Source organism: Streptomyces coelicoflavus, assembly GCF_045041415.1.
GTDB classification, from domain to species: Bacteria; Actinomycetota; Actinomycetes; order Streptomycetales; family Streptomycetaceae; genus Streptomyces; species Streptomyces coelicoflavus.
Map to the genome: position 1 here is coordinate 5,991,653 of NZ_CP108218.1, position 20,039 is coordinate 6,011,691.

Below are 20,039 nucleotides of genomic sequence, written 5' to 3' on the forward strand. Positions count from 1 at the left end.
CGCACGTCCGAGTGACAGGATGGCCGCATCCCGTCACCCTGCGTCGCCTCTCCGTCTGACGTGACGCCCATCGCGACAGGACGCGTACGGCGGAGGGGTGCGGATGTCGGCGGACGGCGGGGCGGACGAGCCGGGTTGGGAGGTCGACCCGGACGACGAGTGGGGCGTGGCCGTCCTCACCACCGTGGGGCGGCAGTTGAAGCTGCGCCGCGAGGCGGTGGGCATGCGGGCGGGCGACTTCGGGGTGGCGGTCGGCTACGGCGAGGATCTCGTCTACAAGGTCGAGGGCGGGAAGCGGATTCCCCGGCGGGAGTACCTGGAGAAGGCGGACCAGGTCTTGCGGGCGGACGGGCTCATCGCCGCGGCCTGGGAGGACGTGAAGCGGGTCCGGTATCCCAAGCACGTGCGAGAGCTTGCGAAGCTGGAGGCCACGGCGGTTGAGGTCTCGCTGTACGCAAACCACAACATCCACGGCCTTCTCCAGACCGAAGAGCACATGCGGTCGCTCTTCGACACGTGGCTGCCCGCGTACCCGGAGGAAGAGACCGAGCGCATGGTGGCGGCACGGTTGGCACGCCGGTCGGTGTTCGAGCGATCCCCGGCGCCGACCTTCAGTTTTGTCCAGGAGGAGGCGACGCTGCGCCGACCAGTAGGGGGCAGAATGGCGTGGCGTGGGCAGCTCGAACGACTGCTGGAGTTGAGTGAGTTGCGCAGCGTCTCGATTCAGGTGATGCCGACCGCCTGCGACGAACACTTCGGCACGGGCGGCCTGATCGAGGTGTTGAAGTTCCCCGACGGTACGGCGGTCGGGCGCTCCGAAGGGGCGTTCAGCGGGCGGCCCGTGTCCGACCCCAAACAGCTCCGGATCCTCGAACTGCGCTATGGCATGATCCGGGCCCAGGCTCTCACGCCCCGAGAGTCGCGGGCCGTCATCGAGCAGATGCTTGGAGAGTCATGAACCCCGTCACCGCACCCTCAGATGTCCCCGGTCCCGTCTGGTTCAAGAGCAGCTACAGCAGCAGCGGAGACGGCAATGACTGCGTAGAGGTCGCGATAACCCCCGCCGCCATCCACATCCGCGACTCCAAGGACCCCGGCGGCCCCCGCCTCGCCGTCGAATCGGAGACGTGGACGACGTTCGTGGCCTGGCCGGGCGCGATCAGTCCTCGGGTCTGATCTCCGACGCCACGAACAACAGCCCCGCCGTTGCCGCGATGAGGACTCCGGCCAGTTCTTCGTAGCTCTGGAAGTAGGCGACGGGGGCGGCGATGCCGGTAGGTGTGGTCACCATCGACGCCAACAGCCTGTCGAGCGGTCGCCGACGGGCCCCGGACGCGGTGGTCCGGGGCCCGGGGTGGTGCGGGACCGTGGTCGGGTCAGACGCTCGTGGTGTGGGCGTTGGCCGCCGCGCCGCCGAAGGGTGCCGAGACGCCGAGGCCGCCGGTGAGGGCGAACGGGCCGGACTCCGCGTGGAGGCCGGCCGCGAGGGCGCCGTCGCCCGCAACGAGGGCCGCGCTTGCGGTGAGGCCGATGCCGCCGGACACCTGGTCCAGGTCCGCGTCGGAGATCTCGGCAGTGTCGACCTGGGGGACAGTGTTCATGACAGGTCTGTTTCCTTTCGGGGGGAAGTCAGGGGAAGGGAGAGCGGTGCGGTGCGCATGCCCGGGTCCGGAGTTGGGGGACTCCGGCACGGGCCACCGGCGTGCCGCGCACCGATCAAAGCACGGGGGCCGAACGGTCCACCATCGTCGAGTCGTCGACCTCTGCCGCACGGCGTCGCCGCATGCATGAGTGTGTGAATGTGGTCAGGGAAAGCGGTCCGATCTTCACACCACCCCCCGAGGCTGGGTGGCTCCCGGGGCGTGTGCCGCACGGCCCGCCAAGTGGGCGGCGGCCGCACCCCCGGCCGTGCGGCGGGGTGATGAACTCTGTGGAGATTCACGGGTTTTCCGGGACCGATCCGGGTGCCGGATCCCGGCCCTGGGGTGTGACACATCGGTTGTGGAATGATCCGGGCGCGGGTTCGCCGCCCCGGGCCGCGAGCCTTCGTCGAGCAGAGACTTGGCCGAGCAGAGACTTGGCCGAGCAGAGACTTGGTCGAGCAGGAACTTGGGGGAGCCATGATCCGCTGCACCGCAACCACCGAAGCGCTCGCCGGATGACGGACCGTGGGCCGGCCCCTGCCACCGGTGGCATACCGGCCGAGATCGGTCCCTACCGGCTGGAGCGGCTGCTGGGCGAGGGCGGGATGGGCCGCGTCTACCTGGGGCGCACGCCCGCCGGGAGTGCCGTGGCCGTCAAGGCCGTCCACCGGGCGTACGCCGCCGACCCGGAGTTCCGCAGGCGGTTCGCGCTGGAGGTCGCGGCGGCCCGGCGCGTGCAGGGTCTCTACACCGTGCCCGTCGTCGCGGCGGACCTGGAGGCCGACGAACCCTGGCTGGCCACGGCCTACGCCCCCGGGCCCTCGCTCCAGCAGGCCGTCGGCGAACGGGGGCCGCTGCCCGCCGCCGAGGTGCTCGCGCTGACGGCCGGGGTCGCCGAGGCGCTGGAGACGATCCACGCCGCGGGAGTGATCCACCGCGACCTGAAGCCCTCCAACATCGTCCTCACCGCCGACGGACCCAAGGTCATCGACTTCGGCATCGCCCGCGCCGCGGACGTCACGGCCCTGACCGCCACGGGCATGCGCGCCGGAACCCCCGCCTACATGGCGCCCGAGTACATCCGGGGGCAGGAGGTCACCGAGGCCGGTGACGTCTTCGCGCTCGGCCTCGTCGCCCACTTCGCCGCCACCGGACGGCTCGCCTTCGGCGGCGGCAGCGACCACGGGGTGGCGTACCGGATCCTGGAGGCGGCGCCCGACCTCGAAGGCTGCCCCGAGTCCGTGCGCGGCGTCGTCGCGCTCTGCCTGGAGAAGGACCCGGCCCGGCGGCCGACGCCCGCCGAGGTGATCCGGCTCTGCGGCCGGGCCGCGAACGGGGAGTTCGACGACGGCCGTACCCCCACCGTCGTCTCCGCGCCCCCGGCGACCGGCCCGGACGCGCCCACCGCCACCGCCCCGGCGCGCGCCCCGGCCCCGGACGCCGGCCCCGCGACGCCGTCCACACCGCCGTATGTCGCGCTGCTCGGCGTCTTCGGTGCCATCGCCCTGGCCGTCGTCCTCATCGTGACGCTGCTGCCCTCGTCGGGGGAACGCCCGAAGGTCGACTCGCCGTACCCCGTGGTCGCGGCGACCGACATCTTCGCCAAGGGCACCAGCGGCGTCGCGTTCAGCCCGGACGGCGCGACGCTCGCGACCGGCGGCGAGGACGGGAAGGTGCGGCTGTGGAACGCCGGCACCCGCAAGGTGCGTGCCACGCTCGTGGAGAAGGGCTGGTACGGCCCGAGCAGCGTGGTCGGCGTGACGTTCGGCGCCGACGGGAAGACCCTGGTCACGAGAACCGACACCCACCTGGTCGGCGTCTGGGACGTGCCCCGGCGCCGGGAGGTCCGCCGCATCGAGGAATCGGCCTACTCCCTCGCCCTCAGCCCCGACGGCAAGTGGATCGCCCTGGGGGACAGCGCGGGTGCCAACCTGTGGGCCCTCGGCAGCCGCGGTGAGGACCCGCGCGCCCACCTGTCGCAGAACCTGCACGCGACGGACCTGGCGTTCAGCCCCGACGGCAGGACGCTCGCCTCCGTCGGCGACTTCTCCGACCAGCGCTACCAGGTGGACAACGAGCCGGCCAAGCTGTGGGACCTGACGCGGCTCGACCCGCGGCCCTACGGCCAGGGCGACCCGCGCCACGACCTGGCGCTGGAGGACATCACCTACGCGGTCGCCTTCAGTCCCGACGGCACAACCCTCGCCACCGGCGGCCAGGACGGCGGCGTACGGCTGTGGGACGTGGCCACCGGCCGCCTGAAGGCCACCCTCACCCACCGCTTCGTCACCGAGGCCCGCGACCTGGCGTTCAACCCGGACGGCAGGACGCTCGCCGTCACCGCCGAAGGCCGGGTGCTCCTGTGGAACCTGGCCGACCGCAAGCCCAGCGCCATCCTGGCCGACGACGAGACCGGCTACGGCGCCGACATCAGCGAACTGGCCTTCAGCCCGGACGGCCGACTCCTCGCGGGCACCACCACCGGCGGCGGCACCCCCGAGGAGACCGCCGCCCCGGGCACCACCAGCGAGGCCGACGCCGCGAAGGACAGCGGCGTACGCCTGTGGAAGGTCCCGAAGACCACCGGCACCGGCACTACAGCACCGGCAGCGACTTCCTGAGCTCGAACGCGGTGACCTGGGACCGGTACTCCTCCCACTCCTGCCGCTTGTTGCGGAGGAAGAAGTCGAAGACGTGCTCGCCCAGGGTCTCGGCGACCAGGTCGCTGCGTTCCATCAGGGCGAGGGCCTCGCCCAGGTTCTGGGGGAGGGGTTCGATGCCCAGGGCGCGGCGCTCCGCGTCGGAGAGGGCCCAGACGTCGTCCTCGGCGCCCGGCGGGAGCTCGTAGCCCTCCTCGATGCCCTTGAGGCCGGCGGCCAGGAGGACGGCGTAGGTCAGGTACGGGTTGGCGCCGGAGTCGATGGAGCGGACCTCGACGCGGGCCGAGCCGGTCTTGCCGGGCTTGTACATCGGGACGCGGACCAGGGCCGACCGGTTGTTGTGGCCCCAGCAGATGTAGGAGGGGGCCTCGCCGCCGGCGCCCGCCGTGCGCTCGGTGCCGCCCCAGATGCGCTTGTAGGAGTTCACCCACTGGTTGGTGACCGCGGAGATCTCGGCGGCGTGGCGGAGCAGCCCCGCGATGAAGGAGCGGCCCACCTTGGACAGCTGGTACTCCGCGCCGGACTCGTAGAACGCGTTGCGGTCGCCCTCGAAGAGGGAGAGGTGAGTGTGCATGCCCGAGCCCGGGAACTCCGAGAACGGCTTCGGCATGAAGGTCGCCTGGAGGCCCTGCTCGAGGGCCACCTGCTTCATCACCAGGCGGAACGTCATGATGTTGTCGGCCGTGGAGAGCGCGTCCGCGTAGCGCAGGTCGATCTCCTGCTGGCCGGGGGCGCCCTCGTGGTGGGAGAACTCCACCGAGATGCCCATCGACTCCAGCATGGTGATCGCCTGGCGGCGGAAGTCCATGCCGATGTTCTGCGGGGTGTGGTCGAAGTAGCCGGAGTTGTCGGCGGGGGTGGGCACCGAGCCGTCGACCGGCTTGTCCTTGAGGAGGAAGAACTCGATCTCGGGGTGGGTGTAGAAGGTGAAGCCCAGGTCGGAGGTGCGGGCCAGGGCGCGCTTGAGGACGTAGCGCGGGTCCGCGAAGGACGGCGAGCCGTCCGGCATCAGGATGTCGCAGAACATGCGGGCCGTGCCGGGGGCCTCCGCCCGCCAGGGCAGGACCTGGAACGTCGACGGGTCGGGCTTGGCGATCATGTCGGACTCGTAGACCCGGGCGAAGCCCTCGATCGCGGAGCCGTCGAAGCCGATGCCCTCGTCGAAGGCCTGCTCCAGCTCGGCCGGGGCCACGGCGACGGACTTGAGGAAGCCCAGCACGTCCGTGAACCACAGGCGTACGAACCGGATGTCGCGCTCCTCCAGCGTCCGGATCACGAACTCCTGCTGCTTGTCCATCTTCCGCTTCCCCATCCTTGCTGGTCAGGCCGCCTGTCTCCGGTACGGCGGGAGGCGGTCGGGCACCTGAGCATCACACCACAGCGCCGTTACGTACGCGTTGCGGACCTCGCTGGGCCGGCCCACCCCGTGACCGCAGCGTAGAGGCCACCTGTTCGATCGGGCCATTCCTGGGATCCGGCCGGGACGGATCCGGCGCCCGCCCTACGAAGGACCGGCCTCGCGCCATTACGATCAGCGGACCTCACGCTCCTCCGTCTCCCGAATACTTCCCAGAAGGGCAACACCCCATGGGTTCCGCCAAGAAGAGCAGCAGCACGGCGCGACAGGCCCGCATAGCCGAGATGCGGCGCGCCGAGGAGTCCCGCAACCGACGCAACCGGATCCTCGCGATCACGCTCAGCACCGTGGTGGTCGCCGGTCTCGTGGTCGGCGGCGTTCTCCTCGTCCGGTCGCAGTCCGACGGCTCCTCCGACGACACGGCGTCCGACGGCAAGACCTCCGGCAAGTTCGAGACCGGTGCGGACGGCGTACGGACCTGGAAGGGCGACCTGGGGCGCAACCACGTCACCGAGAAGGTCACCTACCCCGTCGAGCCCCCCGTCGGCGGCGACCACAACCAGGTCTGGATGAACTGCAACGGCGACGTCTACACCAAGCCGCTGAACAACGAGAACGCCGTGCACTCCCTGGAGCACGGCGCCGTCTGGGTGACGTACAACGACAAGGCGCCCGAGGCCGACGTCGAGAAGCTGGCCGCCAAGGTCAAGAAGACGCCGTACTCGCTGATGAGCCCCGACGACGGGCAGAAGGACCCGATCATGCTGTCCGCCTGGGGGCACCAGCGCACGGTGACCGGCGCCGACGACCCGAACGTGGACAAGTTCTTCGAGAAGTTCGTCCAGGGCGAGCAGACCCCCGAGCCGGGGGCCGCGTGCACCAACGGGCTGTCCCAGTGACCCCGAAACGGGCCGGCTGGATCGCGGGGGCCGCGGCGGCGGTGCTCGTCGCGGCCGGCGGCATCACCTACGCGGTCGCCGGGGACGACGGCGGCAGCCGGGTCCCGGCCGCCGACTCCGCGGACGCCGGGTTCGCCCGCGACATGTCGGTCCACCACCAGCAGGCCGTGGAGATGTCGTACATCGTGCGCGACCGCACCGACGACGAGGAGGTGCGGCGGCTCGCGTACGACATCGCGCAGACCCAGGCCAACCAGCGCGGCATGATGATCGGCTGGCTCGACCTGTGGGCGCTGCCCAAGGTGTCGTCCGACCCGCCGATGACCTGGATGGGCATGGGCGACGCGCCCTCCGCCGGCGAGGGCTCGCTGATGCCGGGGATGGCCACCGACGCCCAGATGAAGAAGCTCGGGACGCTGAACGGGAAGCAGGCCGAGGTCTACTACCTCCAGCTGATGACCGAGCACCACAAGGGCGGCGTCCACATGGCGAAGGGATGCGTCGAGAGGTGCACGGTCGGCGTGGAGAAGCGGCTGGCCCAGGGGATGGTGGCGTCGCAGGAGTCGGAGATCCGGCTGATGGCGGACCTGCTGGCCGAGCGGGGCGCGAAGCCGCAGCAGTGAGGATCGTCCGGCGCGCCCGCTCGGCGGGCGCGCCGCCCGGTCAGCCCTCGCGCTTGAGGTCCGCCAGCACCTTGTGCAGCGGTTCCGCCACGCGGCGCCGGTACTCCTGGACCGCCCAGCCGTTGCCGTCCGGGTCCTTGAAGTACATGAAGGTCGCGCCGTCGTCCGGCGCGTACTGCACCGGCTCCGACACCTCCAGCCCGCGCGCGGTCAGCTCCGCGTGGGCCGCCTTGATGTCGGCGACGCAGAGCTGGAGGCCCTGGTACGAGCCCGGTTCCGGCCGGGTCTGCCCCTGCGCCATGTCCCAGATGGCGTCGCCGAGGGCGAGCGAACAGCCGGAACCCGGAGGCGTCAGCTGGACGATCCGCATGCCCGGCATGACCTCCTGGTCGATGTCGACGTGGAAGCCGACCTTGTCCCGGTAGAAGTCCCGGGCGCGGTCGATGTCGGTCACGGGCAGCGGGATGACTTCGAGCGTGAAGTCCATGGGTGACTCCTTCGGCTTCGTCGGCTTCGTCGGCTCTGCGGCGCCTGCGTCTGCTTCGTCGTTCTGTTCGTGTACAAGATGGTCCACGGGCCCGGCCCGGTCCACCGGGAACGGGAAAGCGGTACGTCCCGGCGCCCGCGCGCCGTTCCCCGGTTACGCTCAGCCCGTACGACCTTGATCCCGAGGGCCACGGCCCGCACAGTCCGACAGGAGGCCGGGATGACGGCGCCGGGGCGCAGGAGCAGTACCTTCACGCGGCTGCTGCGGCACGGCTTCACCGACCCCTCGGCCGCCGAACGGCTGCTCGACGGCGCCGAGCTGGCCGAGCTGCGCGCCGACCCCGTCCTGCTCGAGGCGCTGGGCGCCACCGCCGACCCGGACCTCGCCCTGCACGGACTGGTGCGGCTCCTGGAGGCGCAGCCCGACCCCACCGCCCGCCAGGAGCTGCTGGACACCCTGATAGCGGCCAAGCCGCTGCGCGACCGTCTCCTCGGGGTGCTCGGCGCCAGCGAGGCGCTCGGCGACCACCTCGCCCGGCACGCCGGGGACTGGCAGGCCCTGGTGACGTACGAGCCGCGGGACCTGCACCGCGGGGTCGAGGAGTTCGAACGGGGGCTCGCCGAGGCCACCGACCCGGTGTCCCTGCGCGTCGCCTACCGGCGCTGCCTGCTGTCCATCGCCGCCCGCGACGTGTGCGGCACCATCGACGTCGCCGAGACCGCCGCCGAGCTGGCCGACCTCGCCACCGCCACCCTGCGCGCCGCCCTGGCCCTCGCCGAGGCCGCCGCGCCCGAGGACGCCGCGCGGTGCCGGCTCGCGGTGATCGCGATGGGCAAGTGCGGCGGACACGAGCTGAACTACGTCTCCGACGTCGACGTCATCTTCGTGGGCGAGGCGGTGGAGAGCCCGGTCGGCGGCGAGGAGACCGACGAGACCAAGGCGATGCGGGCCGCGACCTCGCTCGCCGCGCACATGATGCGGATCTGCTCCGAGACCACCGTCGAGGGCTCCATCTGGCCCGTCGACGCCAACCTCCGCCCCGAGGGCCGCAACGGCCCCCTCGTGCGCACCCTCAGCAGCCATGTCGCCTACTACCAGCGCTGGGCCAAGACCTGGGAGTTCCAGGCGCTGCTCAAGGCCCGCCCGGTGGCCGGCGACCCCGGTCTCGGCGCCGAGTACGTCGCCGCCCTCCAGCCCCTGGTGTGGCAGGCCGCCGACCGCGAGAACTTCGTCCCGGACGTGCAGAAGATGCGCCGCCGGGTGGTGGAGACCATTCCCGTCGCCGAGGTCGACCGGCAGCTGAAGCTCGGGCCCGGCGGCCTCAGGGACGTCGAGTTCGCCGTACAGCTCCTCCAGCTGGTCCACGGGCGGGCCGACACCTCCCTGCACAGCGGCACGACCCTGGACGCGCTCGAGGCCCTCGCCGCGGGCGGCTACGTCGGCCGGACCGACGCCGCCCAGCTCGACGAGGCGTACCGCTTCCTGCGCTCCATGGAGCACCGCATCCAGCTGCACCGGCTGCGCCGCACCCACCTCGTGCCCGAGGACGAGGCCGACCTGCGTCGCCTCGGCCGCTCCCTGGGCCTGCGCACCGACCCGGTGACCGGGCTGCTGCGCGCCTGGAAACGGCACGCCTCCGTCGTCCGCCGGCTGCACGAGAAGCTGTTCTACCGGCCGCTGCTCGACGCCGTCGCCCAGCTCGCCCCCGGCGAGGCCCGGCTCAGCCCCGAGGCGGCCCGCGCGCGCATGGTCGCCCTCGGGTACGCCGACCCGGCCGCCGCCCTGCGGCACCTGGAGGCGCTGGCGTCCGGCGTCACCCGCAAGGCCGCCATCCAGCGCACCCTGCTGCCCGTCCTGCTCGGCTGGTTCGCCGACTCCGCCGACCCCGACGCCGGGCTGCTCAACTTCCGCAAGGTCTCCGACGCGCTCGGCAAGACACCCTGGTACCTCAGACTGCTGCGGGACGAGGGCGCCGCCGCCGAGAACCTCGCCCGCGTGCTGTCCGCCGGTCGGCTCGCACCCGACCTGCTGATGCGGGCCCCGGAGGCGGTCGCGCTGCTCGGCGACGGCGTCGCCGGGGGACTGCGGCCGCGCGGCCGGGCCCCGCTGGAGCAGGAGACCCTCGCCGCGGTCCGTCGCGCCGACGACGCCGTGCAGGCCGTCACCGCGGTGCGCGGCGTACGGCGCCGGGAGCTGTTCCGCACCGCCGCCGCGGACATCGTCGGCTCCTACGGCACCGAGGCCCAGCCCGTCGAGGCCGACCAGGGTGCCCTGGTGGACCTGGTCGGCGGCGCGGTGTCCGACCTGACGGCGGCGACGCTCGCGGGGACGCTGCGGGCGGTCGTGCGGGCCAAGTGGGGCGACGTCCTGCCCACCCGGTTCGCGATCATCGGCATGGGCCGCTTCGGCGGGCACGAGCTGGGCTACGGCTCCGACGCCGACGTGCTCTTCGTGCACGAGCCCCGCGACGGGGTCGACGAGCGGGAGGCGGGCGACGCCGCCAACAAGGTCGTCGCCGAGATGCGCCGCCTGCTCCAGGTGCCCAGCGCCGACCCGCCGCTGCTGATCGACGCCGACCTGCGGCCCGAGGGCCGGTCCGGGCCCCTGGTGCGGACCCTCAAGTCCTACGAGGCCTACTACCGGCGCTGGTCACTGGGGTGGGAGTCGCACGCCCTGCTGCGGGCCGAGTTCGTCGCCGGCGACGAGGATCTGGGGCGGCGCTTCATCGGGCTGATCGACCCCCTTCGCTACCCGGCGGGCGGGCTCACCGAGGACGCCGTGCGGGAGATCCGGCGGCTCAAGGCCCGTATGGAGTCCGAGCGGCTGCCGCGCGGCGCGGACCCCAAGCTGCACGCCAAACTGGGTCCCGGCGGGCTCTCCGACGTGGAGTGGACCGTGCAGCTGATGCAGCTCCGGCACGGGCACGAGATCGCCGGGCTGCGGACCACGGGGACGCGCACGGCGCTGGCCGCCGCCCGGGACGCCGGGCTCTTCTCGGAGGAGCACACCGCCACGCTCGACGAGGCGTGGGTGCTGGCGACACGGGTCCGCAACGCGGTGATGCTGGTCAGGGGCCGGGCCGGCGACACCTTCCCCACCGACCCGCGCGAGCTGGCGGCCGTCGGCCGCTACCTGGGCCACGGCTCGGGCCACGCGGGCGACATGCTCGACGAGTACCGCCGCACGGCCCGCCGCGCGAGGACGGTGGTGGAGGAGCTGTTCTACACGTAGCGGCTGCCGCCGCGGCCGCCCGCGCCTGCTGCCGGGGCCGTGGGTCGCGCAGCCCGGCGTTGCGGGGTGCCGCTGCGCCCACCCGTGCCGCCCCAGCGGCACGACTGCCCGCAGCTACGCCCGCCCCGGCAACCACACCCTCCGCCGTGCGGCGACCGGCACCACCCGGGGCAACGCGTAAGGCAACCTCCCGTACAGGACGAATGCCATCCCGAACCCGAACGCCAGACACGCCACACCCCCCACCGCGTCCAGCCAGAAGTGGTTCGCCGTGGCCACGATCACCACCAGCGTCAGCGCCGGATACACCAGCCCCAGCACCCGCACCCACGGCACAGAGGCCAGCGCGAAGATCGTCAGCCCGCACCACACCGACCACCCGATGTGCATCGACGGCATCGCGGCGTACTGGTTGGACATGTTCTTCAGGTCCCCCGACGCCATCGACCCCCACGTCTCGTGCACCATCACGGTGTCGATGAAGTGGCCGCCGTTCATCAGCCGGGGCGGGGCGAGCGGATACAGGTAGTAGCCGACCAGGGCGACGCCCGTGGTCGCGAAGAGGACCAGCCGGGTCGCCGCGTAGCGGCCGGGATGGCTGCGGTAGAGCCACACCAGGACACCCAGGGTCACCACGAAGTGCAGCGTGGCGTAGTAGTAGTTCATGCCGACGACGAGCCAAGTGACCGAGTTGACGGCGTGGTTGACGGTCTCCTCGACGGCGATGCCGAGCTGCTGCTCGACGCGCCAGATCCAGTCGGCGTTGCGCAGCGCCGCCGTCCGCTGTTCCGGCACCGCGTTGCGGACGAGGGAGTACGTCCAGTAACTGAGCGCGATCAGCAGGATCTCGAACCAGAGGCGGGGCCGGCGCGGGGCACGGAGCCGGCGCAGGGGGCCCTTCCCCGTCGTCTCGGTGACGGGGCGCGGAACGTCGTCCTCCAGGCGTTCCCGAGTCCTCATGATCGCGTCACCCATAGGCATGAAGTCTGCCAGAAAAGCCGTCTTCCACCGATCATCCCGCAGGCCGGCCCGACCCGCATCCGCCCAGGAGCCGGCACCCGGAGGAGGGTCGGGGCAGGATCAGGGCCGGACGCGCTCGCCGGGCGCCGACGCCGTCGAGCCGCGCACCACCAACTCGGGCATGAACACGAACTCGCTGTGAGGGGCGGGCGTCCCGCCGATCTCCTCGAGCAGCGTGCGCACCGCCGCCTGACCCATCGCCGGGACCGGCTTGCGGACCGTGGTCAGCGGCGGGTCGGTGAAGGCGATCAGCGGCGAGTCGTCGAAGCCGACCACCGAGACGTCCTTGGGCACGTCCAGGCCCAGCTGCCGGGCCGCGCGTATCGCGCCCAGCGCCATCATGTCGCTGGCGCACACCACCGCCGTGCAGTCCCGCCCGATGAGCGCCGAGGCCGCCGCCTGGCCGCCCTCCAGGGTGTACAGCGAGTGCTGGACCAGCTCCTTCTCCACGGTCTCGGCGGCCAGGCCCAACTGTTCCTGGACGGTGCGCACGAACCCCTCGATCTTGCGCTGCACCGGCACGAACCGCTTCGGCCCGAGGGCCAGTCCGATCCGGGTGTGGCCGAGCGAGACGAGATGCGTGACCGCGAGGCTCATCGCCGCCCGGTCGTCGGGGGAGATGAACGGCGCCTGCACCTGCGACGAGAAGCCGTCGACGAGGACGAACGGCACGCCCTGCGCGCGCAGCCGCTCGTAGCGCTGCATGTCGGCGGTGGTGTCGGCGTGCAGTCCCGAGACGTAGATGATGCCGGCGACCCCGCGGTCGACCAGCATCTCGGTCAGCTCGTCCTCCGTGGAACCGCCCGGCGTCTGGGTGGCGAGGACCGGCGTGTAGCCCTGCCGGGTCAGCGCCTGGCCGATGACCTGGGCCAGCGCCGGGAATATCGGGTTCTCCAGCTCCGGGGTGATCAGACCGACCAGGCCCTCGCTGCGCTGCCGCAGCCGCACCGGGCGCTCGTAGCCCAGCACGTCGAGGGCGGCGAGCACGGACTGGCGGGTGGTGGCGGCGACGCCCGGCTTCCCGTTGAGGACGCGGCTGACGGTCGCTTCACTCACTCCCGCCTGGGCGGCGATGTCGGCAAGCCGTGTGGTCACACCGGTGGACTGTACCTGTCGGCCGCCCCCTTGCACACCGATCGCGCGCCGTGGGCGGCCTGTTGGACGGCCCGCCGGACGGCCCGGCGCGGGCTGCTGCGTCATCGCGCTCCCTCGAGAAAGTGGCGGCAAGAGCTTGCAGAGTCTTGCACAACCGGCCCGATACCGCTCGGGCCCCGTAAACAAGCGTCTCATGACGGTCGCCGAGAGGTCACGCCCGGATAACTTCGGAGATCTCTTGCACATTTTTGCTGCAAGACCTTTCGCCGGGCTTTCAACGCTGTTACGTTCACGTCGCCCGACGGCAGCAAGGACGCGGTCGGCGGTCGGCAGGAGCGGCGGACGGGCCCGCACCCTGCACCACACGGGCTTTCACCCTCAAGGAGAACTCATGCGGCGTGGCATAGCGGCCACCGCGCTGGTGGCGTCCCTCGCCCTGGCGGCGACGGCGTGCGGCGGGGACGGCGACAGCGACAGCGAGTCGGGCGGACCGGTCACCATCACTTACTGGGACACCTCCAACGCGACCAACGAGGCGCCGACCTACAAGGCCCTGGTCAAGGATTTCGAGGCCGCCAACAAGGGCGTCAAGGTCAACTTCGTCAACGTGCCCTTCGACCAGGCGCAGAACAAGTTCGACACCGCCGCCGGTTCCAAGGGTGCCCCGGACGTGCTGCGCTCCGAGGTCGGCTGGACGCCCGCCTTCGCCAAGAAGGGCTTCTTCCTGCCGCTGGACGGCACCGAGGCCCTCGCCGAGCAGGACAAGTTCCAGCCCAACCTGATCGAGCAGGCCAAGTACGAGGGCAAGACCTACGGCGTGCCGCTGGTCACCGACACCCTCGCCTTCGTCTACAACAAGGAACTGTTCAAGAAGGCCGGCGTCGAGGCTCCCAAGACCTGGGACGACCTGAAGAAGGCCGCCGCCACCATCAAGGACAAGACCGGCGCCGACGGCTACTGGGCCTCCACGGCCGGTTACTACGCGCAGCCGTTCCTCTACGGCGAGGGCACCGACACGGTCGACGCCGACGCCAAGAAGGTCACCGTCAACTCGCCCGAGGCCAAGAAGGCCTACGGCACCTGGCTGAGCCTCTTCGACGGCAAGGGCCTGCACAAGGCCGACACCACCGCGGACGCCTACGCCCACATCCAGGAGGCGTTCGTCAGCGGCAAGGTCGCCTCGATCATCCAGGGCCCGTGGGAGATCACCAACTTCTACAAGGGCTCGGCGTTCAAGGACAAGAACAACCTCGGCATCGCCACCGTCCCGGCCGGCTCCGCGGGCAAGGCGGGCGCCCCGACCGGCGGCCACAACCTGTCGGTCTACGCCGGATCGGACAAGGCCCACCAGGAGGCGGCGCTGAAGTTCGTGAAGTTCATGACCTCGGCGAAGTCCCAGGAGACCGTCGCCCTGAAGAACTCCACGCTGCCGACCCGCGACGACGCCTACACCGACAAGGTCAAGGCCGACCCGGGCATCGCCGGCTTCCAGACGGTCCTGCCCGCCGCCCAGCCGCGCCCGGCGCTGCCCGAGTACAGCTCGCTGTGGACGCCGCTGGACGACGAACTGCCGCAGATCGCCGGCGGCAAGAAGTCCCTGGACGAGGGCCTGGGCGACGCCGAGACCGCGATCGCCAAGCTGGTGCCGGACTTCAGCAAGTGAGTCCGCGTGGCCGCCGGGTCCCCACCGTCAGGGGAGGGACCCGGCGGCCACCGGCCGTGCGCCGCACCCTGATCCTCCGATCCTCCCGATGACCGCTCCCGAAGGTGTCGAACCATGACAGTCGCCATCGACCGCGCGACCGGCAAGCGCCGCGGTGACCGCAGCCCGCGGCCCGGCCTCGGCCGGCGTCTGAAAGACGGCTACCAGAAGCACTGGTACGCCTACGCCATGATCGCGCCGGTGGCCGTCGTGATCGGCGTCCTCGTGCTGTACCCGCTGGGCTACGGCCTCTACCTCACCCTCACCGACGCCAACAGCCTCAACAGCGCCCGCACCATCGGCGTCAACGAGATCGCGGCCACCTACAAGTTCGTCGGCCTGGACAACTACGCCGACATCCTGTGGGGCCCGACGGCCTACGACCGCTTCTGGTCGCACTTCATCTGGACCATCGTGTGGACGGCCGTCTGCGTCGGCCTGCACTTCTTCATCGGCCTCGGGCTCGCCCTGCTGCTCAACCAGAAGCTGCGCGGCCGCACCCTCTACCGGCTGATCCTCGTCCTGCCCTGGGCCGTGCCCACCTTCGTCACCGTCTTCGGCTGGCGCTTCATGCTCGCCGACGCGGGCATCGTCAACTCCGCCCTGGACTGGCTGCACCTGCCGACGCCCGCGTGGCTCGAGGACACCTTCTGGCAGCGCTTCTCCGCGATCATGGTCAACACCTGGTGCGGTGTGCCGTTCATGATGGTCTCGCTCCTCGGCGGCCTCCAGTCCATCGACAACAGCCTCTACGAGGCCTCCGAGATGGACGGCGCCAACGCCTGGCAGCGCTTCCGCTACGTCACGCTCCCCGGTCTGCGCTCGGTCAGCTCCACGGTCGTCCTGCTCGGCATCATCTGGACCTTCAACCAGTTCGCCGTGATCTTCCTGCTGTTCGGCAACACCGCCCCCGACGCGCAGATCCTCGTCACCTGGGCGTACCAGCTCGGCTTCGGACAGCAGCCGCGCGACTTCGCGCAGTCCGCGGCCTACGGCATCCTGCTGCTGGCCATCCTGATCGTCTTCACCTCCTTCTACCGCCGCTGGCTGAACCGCAATGAGCAGCAGCTCGCGAACTGAGGCAGGAGCCGCCATGAGTACAAGCACCGCGCCCACCAAGGCCCCCGCCGAGCAGGTCACCGCGTCCACCGCGCCGCCGCGCAAGGTGCGCCGCCGCGGCGAACGCAGCCGCGCCGCGTCCCTCGCCTCGCACGGCGTCCTGACCCTCGCGAGCCTCGTCGCGCTCTTCCCGGTGGCCTGGCTGGTCTTCCTCTCCCTCGGCCCGGACAAGAACGACTACCTGCACCCCGGCCGCATCTGGTCGAAGATGACCTTCGACAACTACGCGTTCGTGCTCCAGGACACCAACTTCTTCGACTGGCTGAAGAGCTCGCTGCTCGTCTCGCTGGGCACCACCGTCATCGGCGTGCTGGTCGCCGCGACGACCGGCTACGCCGTCTCGCGGATGCGCTTCCCCGGCTACCGGAAGCTCATGTGGGTCCTGCTGGTCACCCAGATGTTCCCCATCGCCGTCCTGATCGTGCCGATGTACCAGCTCCTGTCGAAGCTCCAGCTCATCGACAGCTACCTCGGCCTGATCCTCGTCTACTGCTCGACCGCGGTGCCGTACTGCGCCTGGCTGCTCAAGGGCTACTTCGACACCATCCCGTTCGAGATCGACGAGGCGGGGCGGGTGGACGGGCTGAGCCCGTTCGGCACCTTCTTCCGGCTGATCCTGCCGCTGGCCCGGCCGGGCCTCGCGGTCGCCGGCTTCTACAGCTTCATCACCGCGTTCGGCGAGGTCGCCTTCGCCTCGACGTTCATGCTGAGCGACACGAAGTACACCTTCGCCGTCGGACTGCAGAGCTTCGTCAGCGAGCACGACGCGCAGCGCAACCTGATGGCGGCCACCGCCGTGCTCGTCGCGATACCCGTCTCCGCGTTCTTCTACCTCGTGCAGAAGAACCTGGTGACCGGCCTCACCGCGGGCGGCACGAAGGGCTGACCGCCCGCCCCGGAAAACGTCCGGCCGCGGTGCCCATCCGACCCCGCTGCACCGCGGCCGGCCGCCCCTTCCGCCACCGACGCCCCGACTCCGTTCCGCTCCGCTCCGCTACGTACCAAGGACGACATGAGCCAGCAGCCTTCCGCCGCACCGGCCCCCACCTCCGCCGTCGCCACCGTCTCCGAGCGCCACGACTGGTGGCGGGACGCGGTCATCTACCAGGTGTACCCGCGCAGCTTCGCCGACAGCAACGGCGACGGCATGGGCGACCTGGAGGGTGTCCGCACCCGCCTGCCCTACCTGCGCGACCTGGGCGTGGACGCCGTGTGGCTCAGCCCCTTCTACGCCTCCCCGCAGGCCGACGCCGGCTACGACGTCGCCGACTACCGCGCCGTCGACCCCATGTTCGGCACCCTCCTCGACGCCGACGCGCTGATCCGCGACGCCCACGCGCTGGGCCTGCGCATCATCGTCGATCTGGTGCCGAACCACTCCTCCGACCAGTACGAGTGGTTCAGGCGCGCCCTCGCCGAGGGTCCCGGCTCCCCCTCTCGGGACCGCTACCACTTCCGCCCCGGCAAGGGGAAGAACGGCGAACTGCCCCCCAACGACTGGGAGTCCATCTTCGGCGGCCCCGCCTGGACCCGGGTCACCGAGCCGGACGGCACGCCGGGGGAGTGGTACCTGCACCTGTTCGCGCCCGAGCAGCCCGACTTCAACTGGGAGCACCCGGCCGTCGGCGACGAGTTCCGCTCCATCCTGCGGTTCTGGCTGGACATGGGCGTGGACGGCTTCCGCATCGACGTCGCCCACGGCATGGTGAAGGCCGAGGGCCTGCCCGACCTGGGATCCCACGAGCAGCTGAAGCTGCTGGGCAACGATGTCATGCCGTTCTTCGACCAGGACGGCGTGCACGCCATCTACCGGCAGTGGCGCCGCATCCTCGACGAGTACAGCGGACAGCGCATCTTCGTCGCCGAGGCCTGGACCCCCACCGTCGAGCGCACCGCCAAGTACGTCCGCCCCGACGAGCTGCACCAAGCGTTCAACTTCCAGTACCTGGGCACCCACTGGGACGCCGAGGAACTGCGCACGGTCATCGACCGCACCCTGGACGCCATGCGCCCCGTCGGCGCCCCCGCCACCTGGGTCCTGTCCAACCACGACGTCACCCGGCACGCCACCCGCTTCGCCAACCCGGCGGGCCTCGGCACCCAGATCCGCCTGGCCGGCGACCGCGCCCTGGGCCTGCGCCGCGCGCGCGCCGCCACCCTCCTCATGCTGGCCCTGCCCGGCTCGGCCTACGTCTACCAGGGCGAGGAGCTGGGCCTCCCCGACGTCGTCGACCTGCCCGACGAGGTCCGCCAGGACCCGGCCTACTTCCGCGGCGCGGGCCAGGACGGCTTCCGCGACGGCTGCCGGGTGCCGATCCCGTGGACCCGCGAGGGCTCCTCGTACGGCTTCGGCGACGGCGGCAGCTGGCTGCCGCAGCCGACCGGCTGGGGCGAGCTGAGCGTCGAGGCGCAGACCGGCGAGCCCGGCTCGACCCTGGAGCTGTACCGCGAGGCCCTGGCCGTCCGCCGCGCCACCGCCGACCTCGGCGCGGGCGACGCGGTCGAGTGGCTGCGCGCCCCCGAGGGCGTCGTCGCCTTCCGGCGCGGCGAGTTCGTGTGCGTCGCCAACACCACCGGCGAGTCGGTCGCGATGCCCGCGTACGGGCGCGTCCTGCTGGCCAGCGGCGAGATCACCGAGGCGGCCGGCGAGGCCAAGGTCCCGTCCGACACGACGGTGTGGTGGACCCGGGCCTGACGCTCCCTCCGGACCACCGAAGGGCCCGCCACTCCCACCCGGGAGCGGCGGGCCCTTCGCCCCTGCTCACGGCCGGTTCGCGCTCCGCCGGTTCACCTCGCGCACCCGGGCGTCGTCGCTCGCGAGCGAGACGCTGTCCAGTCCCCATGACGGCAGGCGTACGCCCACGTCGTCCAGCGCGAGGGAGAGTTCGTCCCGGGCGGCCCCGGCGTCCTGAATCGCGGCTGCCCGCCTCCTGCGTTCCACGCTACGCTCACCAGGGGTAATGGTCTTCGTGGCTCCCCTCGATCTCCTCCGCCGTGCACCACGGCTGCCCTCGCGTCCGCAGCGGACGTCGCCTACTTGGAGGGGGACCACTCAGGCGAACTGGTGGAGGACCGGGCCATGGTCGCCCGTCACTCCAAGGAGCCCGAGCGCGGCTTTGACTTGCTCGAACACGGCAACGGCAGTGAAGGGACACGGACGTGCGCGCACGGGGCATCAACTACGACACGGGGTTCCTCCCAGGGGAAGACCTCTCCCGCAAGAGCTTCACCCCTGAGACGGTCCGGCACGACATGGCGGTGATCTCCGGAGACCTCCACTGTGACGCCGTTCGTATCTCGGGACGAGAGCCCGAACGGTTGAGCGTCGCTGCAAGGCACGCTGCGGACAACGGCCTTGAGGTCTGGTTCGCCCCCTTTCCCGTGGACCTTCCCCGCGACCAGTTGCTCCCGTTCTTCGCCGACTGCGCAGCCCGGGCCGAAGCCGTACGGGAGGCCGGCGCCGAAGTGGTGTTCGTCGCCGGCTGCGAGATCAGCGCGTTCTGCGGCGGTTTCCTCCCGGGCGACACCTACGGCGACCGCCTGCGGGCCATGGCCGACGCCGACATGGAGTGGTGGTCCTCCCTCGGACCGGTGCAAGAACGCCTCAACGACTTCCTCGCCCAGATCGCCGCGACCGTCCGTACGCACTTCGGAGGGAAGGTCACCTATGCCTCGGCTCCCTGGGAGTTCGTCGACTGGGAGGCGTTCGACCTCGTAGGCATCGACGCCTACCGGGCCGCCTACAACGCCGACAGCTTCCGTGACGAGCTGCGTGGGCACCTCGCCCACGGCAAACCCGTCGCGGTGACCGAGTACGGAACCTGTGCGTACCGGGGCGCGGGAGAACGAGGCGGCATGGCCTGGCAGGTGCCGCACGGCGCGGTCCCGGACGACGACGAGCAGGGGCGCTACCTCACCGAATTGCTGGACGTCTTCGAGGAGGAAGGCGTGGACACCGCGCTCTGGTTCACCTTCGCCGGTTACAGCAGGCCCGGGGAGCAGGACCTTGGCTCCTACGGCGTCGTCCGGATGCTCGACGAGAGGCGCTGGGAACCGAAGAAGGTGTTCCACTCGATGGCAGCCAGATACCAACGCGGTTGACATACCAAGACCTCCAGCCTTGGCAGCACCCCCGCCTGGTGAAATTTCTTGCCGCCTCTTTCACAACCCTTGCTGCAACCCTTGCGGCAGCGCTACCGTCTC

General features: G+C 71.2%; 18 protein-coding genes. 11 read left to right on the forward strand and 7 right to left on the reverse strand.

Features of this window, described 5'->3' with window-relative positions; all coding sequences use genetic code 11:
• Nucleotides 1–103: 103 nt before the first annotated feature.
• Nucleotides 104–958, forward strand: coding sequence for a helix-turn-helix domain-containing protein (locus OHA99_RS26825; protein WP_405698228.1), 855 nt, complete (start codon nucleotides 104–106; stop codon nucleotides 956–958).
• Complete coding sequence (locus tag OHA99_RS26830; protein WP_405698230.1) at nucleotides 955–1,176, forward strand: DUF397 domain-containing protein; 222 nt, start codon at nucleotides 955–957, stop codon at nucleotides 1,174–1,176. The genes OHA99_RS26825 and OHA99_RS26830 overlap by 4 nt, the downstream gene beginning before the upstream one ends.
• Here OHA99_RS26830 and OHA99_RS26835 read toward each other — a convergent pair.
• Both OHA99_RS26835 and OHA99_RS26840 read right to left on the reverse strand, forming a co-directional pair.
• A complete protein-coding gene (locus OHA99_RS26835; protein ID WP_405698232.1) occupies nucleotides 1,160–1,291 on the reverse strand; it encodes a hypothetical protein in 132 nt (43 codons plus the stop codon). The two genes, OHA99_RS26830 and OHA99_RS26835, sit on opposite strands and share 17 nt — an antisense overlap.
• An 85-nt stretch (nucleotides 1,292–1,376) precedes the next feature.
• Nucleotides 1,377–1,601, reverse strand: a complete 225-nt coding sequence (locus tag OHA99_RS26840; protein ID WP_153180171.1) for a hypothetical protein — start codon at nucleotides 1,599–1,601, stop codon at nucleotides 1,377–1,379.
• A 557-nt stretch (nucleotides 1,602–2,158) separates the two neighbouring features.
• On the opposite strand from OHA99_RS26840, the gene OHA99_RS26845 reads away from it, so the two are divergent.
• Complete coding sequence (locus tag OHA99_RS26845) at nucleotides 2,159–4,264, forward strand: WD40 repeat domain-containing serine/threonine protein kinase (RefSeq protein WP_405698234.1); 2,106 nt, start codon at nucleotides 2,159–2,161, stop codon at nucleotides 4,262–4,264.
• Here the strand turns inward: OHA99_RS26845 and glnA are convergent.
• Nucleotides 4,239–5,600, reverse strand: a complete 1,362-nt coding sequence (glnA, locus tag OHA99_RS26850) for a type I glutamate--ammonia ligase (protein WP_007448924.1) — start codon at nucleotides 5,598–5,600, stop codon at nucleotides 4,239–4,241. The genes OHA99_RS26845 and glnA overlap by 26 nt on opposite strands.
• A gap of 290 nt (nucleotides 5,601–5,890) precedes the next feature.
• On the opposite strand from glnA, the gene OHA99_RS26855 reads away from it, so the two are divergent.
• Both OHA99_RS26855 and OHA99_RS26860 read left to right on the forward strand, forming a co-directional pair.
• On the forward strand, nucleotides 5,891–6,559 hold the full coding sequence (locus OHA99_RS26855; protein WP_405698236.1) for a DUF3105 domain-containing protein: 669 nt from the start codon (nucleotides 5,891–5,893) through the stop codon (nucleotides 6,557–6,559).
• Complete coding sequence (locus tag OHA99_RS26860; RefSeq protein ID WP_153180174.1) at nucleotides 6,556–7,182, forward strand: DUF305 domain-containing protein; 627 nt, start codon at nucleotides 6,556–6,558, stop codon at nucleotides 7,180–7,182. Before OHA99_RS26855 ends, OHA99_RS26860 begins: the two co-directional genes overlap by 4 nt.
• A gap of 40 nt (nucleotides 7,183–7,222) precedes the next feature.
• Here the strand turns inward: OHA99_RS26860 and OHA99_RS26865 are convergent, their stop codons facing one another.
• Complete coding sequence (locus tag OHA99_RS26865; protein WP_153180175.1) at nucleotides 7,223–7,669, reverse strand: VOC family protein; 447 nt, start codon at nucleotides 7,667–7,669, stop codon at nucleotides 7,223–7,225.
• Nucleotides 7,670–7,888: 219 nt separating this feature from the next.
• Between OHA99_RS26865 and OHA99_RS26870 the strand changes: the two genes are divergently transcribed.
• Nucleotides 7,889–10,900, forward strand: a complete 3,012-nt coding sequence (locus OHA99_RS26870) for a bifunctional [glutamine synthetase] adenylyltransferase/[glutamine synthetase]-adenylyl-L-tyrosine phosphorylase (protein WP_153180176.1) — start codon at nucleotides 7,889–7,891, stop codon at nucleotides 10,898–10,900.
• A 114-nt stretch (nucleotides 10,901–11,014) separates the two neighbouring features.
• On the opposite strand, the gene OHA99_RS26875 is transcribed toward OHA99_RS26870, so the two are convergent.
• Together OHA99_RS26875 and OHA99_RS26880 are read right to left on the reverse strand one after the other, a co-directional pair.
• Nucleotides 11,015–11,881, reverse strand: a complete 867-nt coding sequence (locus OHA99_RS26875; protein ID WP_381500448.1) for a phosphatase PAP2 family protein — start codon at nucleotides 11,879–11,881, stop codon at nucleotides 11,015–11,017.
• 99 nt (nucleotides 11,882–11,980) lie between these two features.
• A complete protein-coding gene (locus OHA99_RS26880; protein ID WP_042822189.1) occupies nucleotides 11,981–13,015 on the reverse strand; it encodes a LacI family DNA-binding transcriptional regulator in 1,035 nt (344 codons plus the stop codon).
• A gap of 391 nt (nucleotides 13,016–13,406) precedes the next feature.
• Between OHA99_RS26880 and OHA99_RS26885 the strand changes: the two genes are divergently transcribed.
• The 4 genes from OHA99_RS26885 (at nucleotide 13,407) to OHA99_RS26900 (ending at nucleotide 18,531) form a co-directional block, all read left to right on the forward strand.
• Complete coding sequence (locus OHA99_RS26885; protein ID WP_405698239.1) at nucleotides 13,407–14,678, forward strand: extracellular solute-binding protein; 1,272 nt, start codon at nucleotides 13,407–13,409, stop codon at nucleotides 14,676–14,678.
• 114 nt (nucleotides 14,679–14,792) lie between these two features.
• A complete protein-coding gene (locus OHA99_RS26890) occupies nucleotides 14,793–15,797 on the forward strand; it encodes a carbohydrate ABC transporter permease (RefSeq protein WP_153180179.1) in 1,005 nt (334 codons plus the stop codon).
• A 13-nt stretch (nucleotides 15,798–15,810) separates the two neighbouring features.
• Nucleotides 15,811–16,722 carry a sugar ABC transporter permease gene (locus OHA99_RS26895; RefSeq protein ID WP_007388382.1) on the forward strand — a complete coding sequence of 304 codons (912 nt, stop codon included), beginning with the start codon at nucleotides 15,811–15,813 and terminating at the stop codon, nucleotides 16,720–16,722.
• A gap of 126 nt (nucleotides 16,723–16,848) precedes the next feature.
• On the forward strand, nucleotides 16,849–18,531 hold the full coding sequence (locus OHA99_RS26900) for a glycoside hydrolase family 13 protein (RefSeq protein WP_381500451.1): 1,683 nt from the start codon (nucleotides 16,849–16,851) through the stop codon (nucleotides 18,529–18,531).
• Nucleotides 18,532–18,597: 66 nt separating this feature from the next.
• Here OHA99_RS26900 and OHA99_RS26905 read toward each other — a convergent pair whose 3' ends face one another.
• Nucleotides 18,598–18,777, reverse strand: a complete 180-nt coding sequence (locus OHA99_RS26905; RefSeq protein WP_405698243.1) for a hypothetical protein — start codon at nucleotides 18,775–18,777, stop codon at nucleotides 18,598–18,600.
• 440 nt (nucleotides 18,778–19,217) lie between these two features.
• On the opposite strand from OHA99_RS26905, the gene OHA99_RS26910 reads away from it, so the two are divergent.
• On the forward strand, nucleotides 19,218–19,937 hold the full coding sequence (locus OHA99_RS26910; RefSeq protein ID WP_405698245.1) for a hypothetical protein: 720 nt from the start codon (nucleotides 19,218–19,220) through the stop codon (nucleotides 19,935–19,937).
• Nucleotides 19,938–20,039 lie beyond the last annotated feature (102 nt).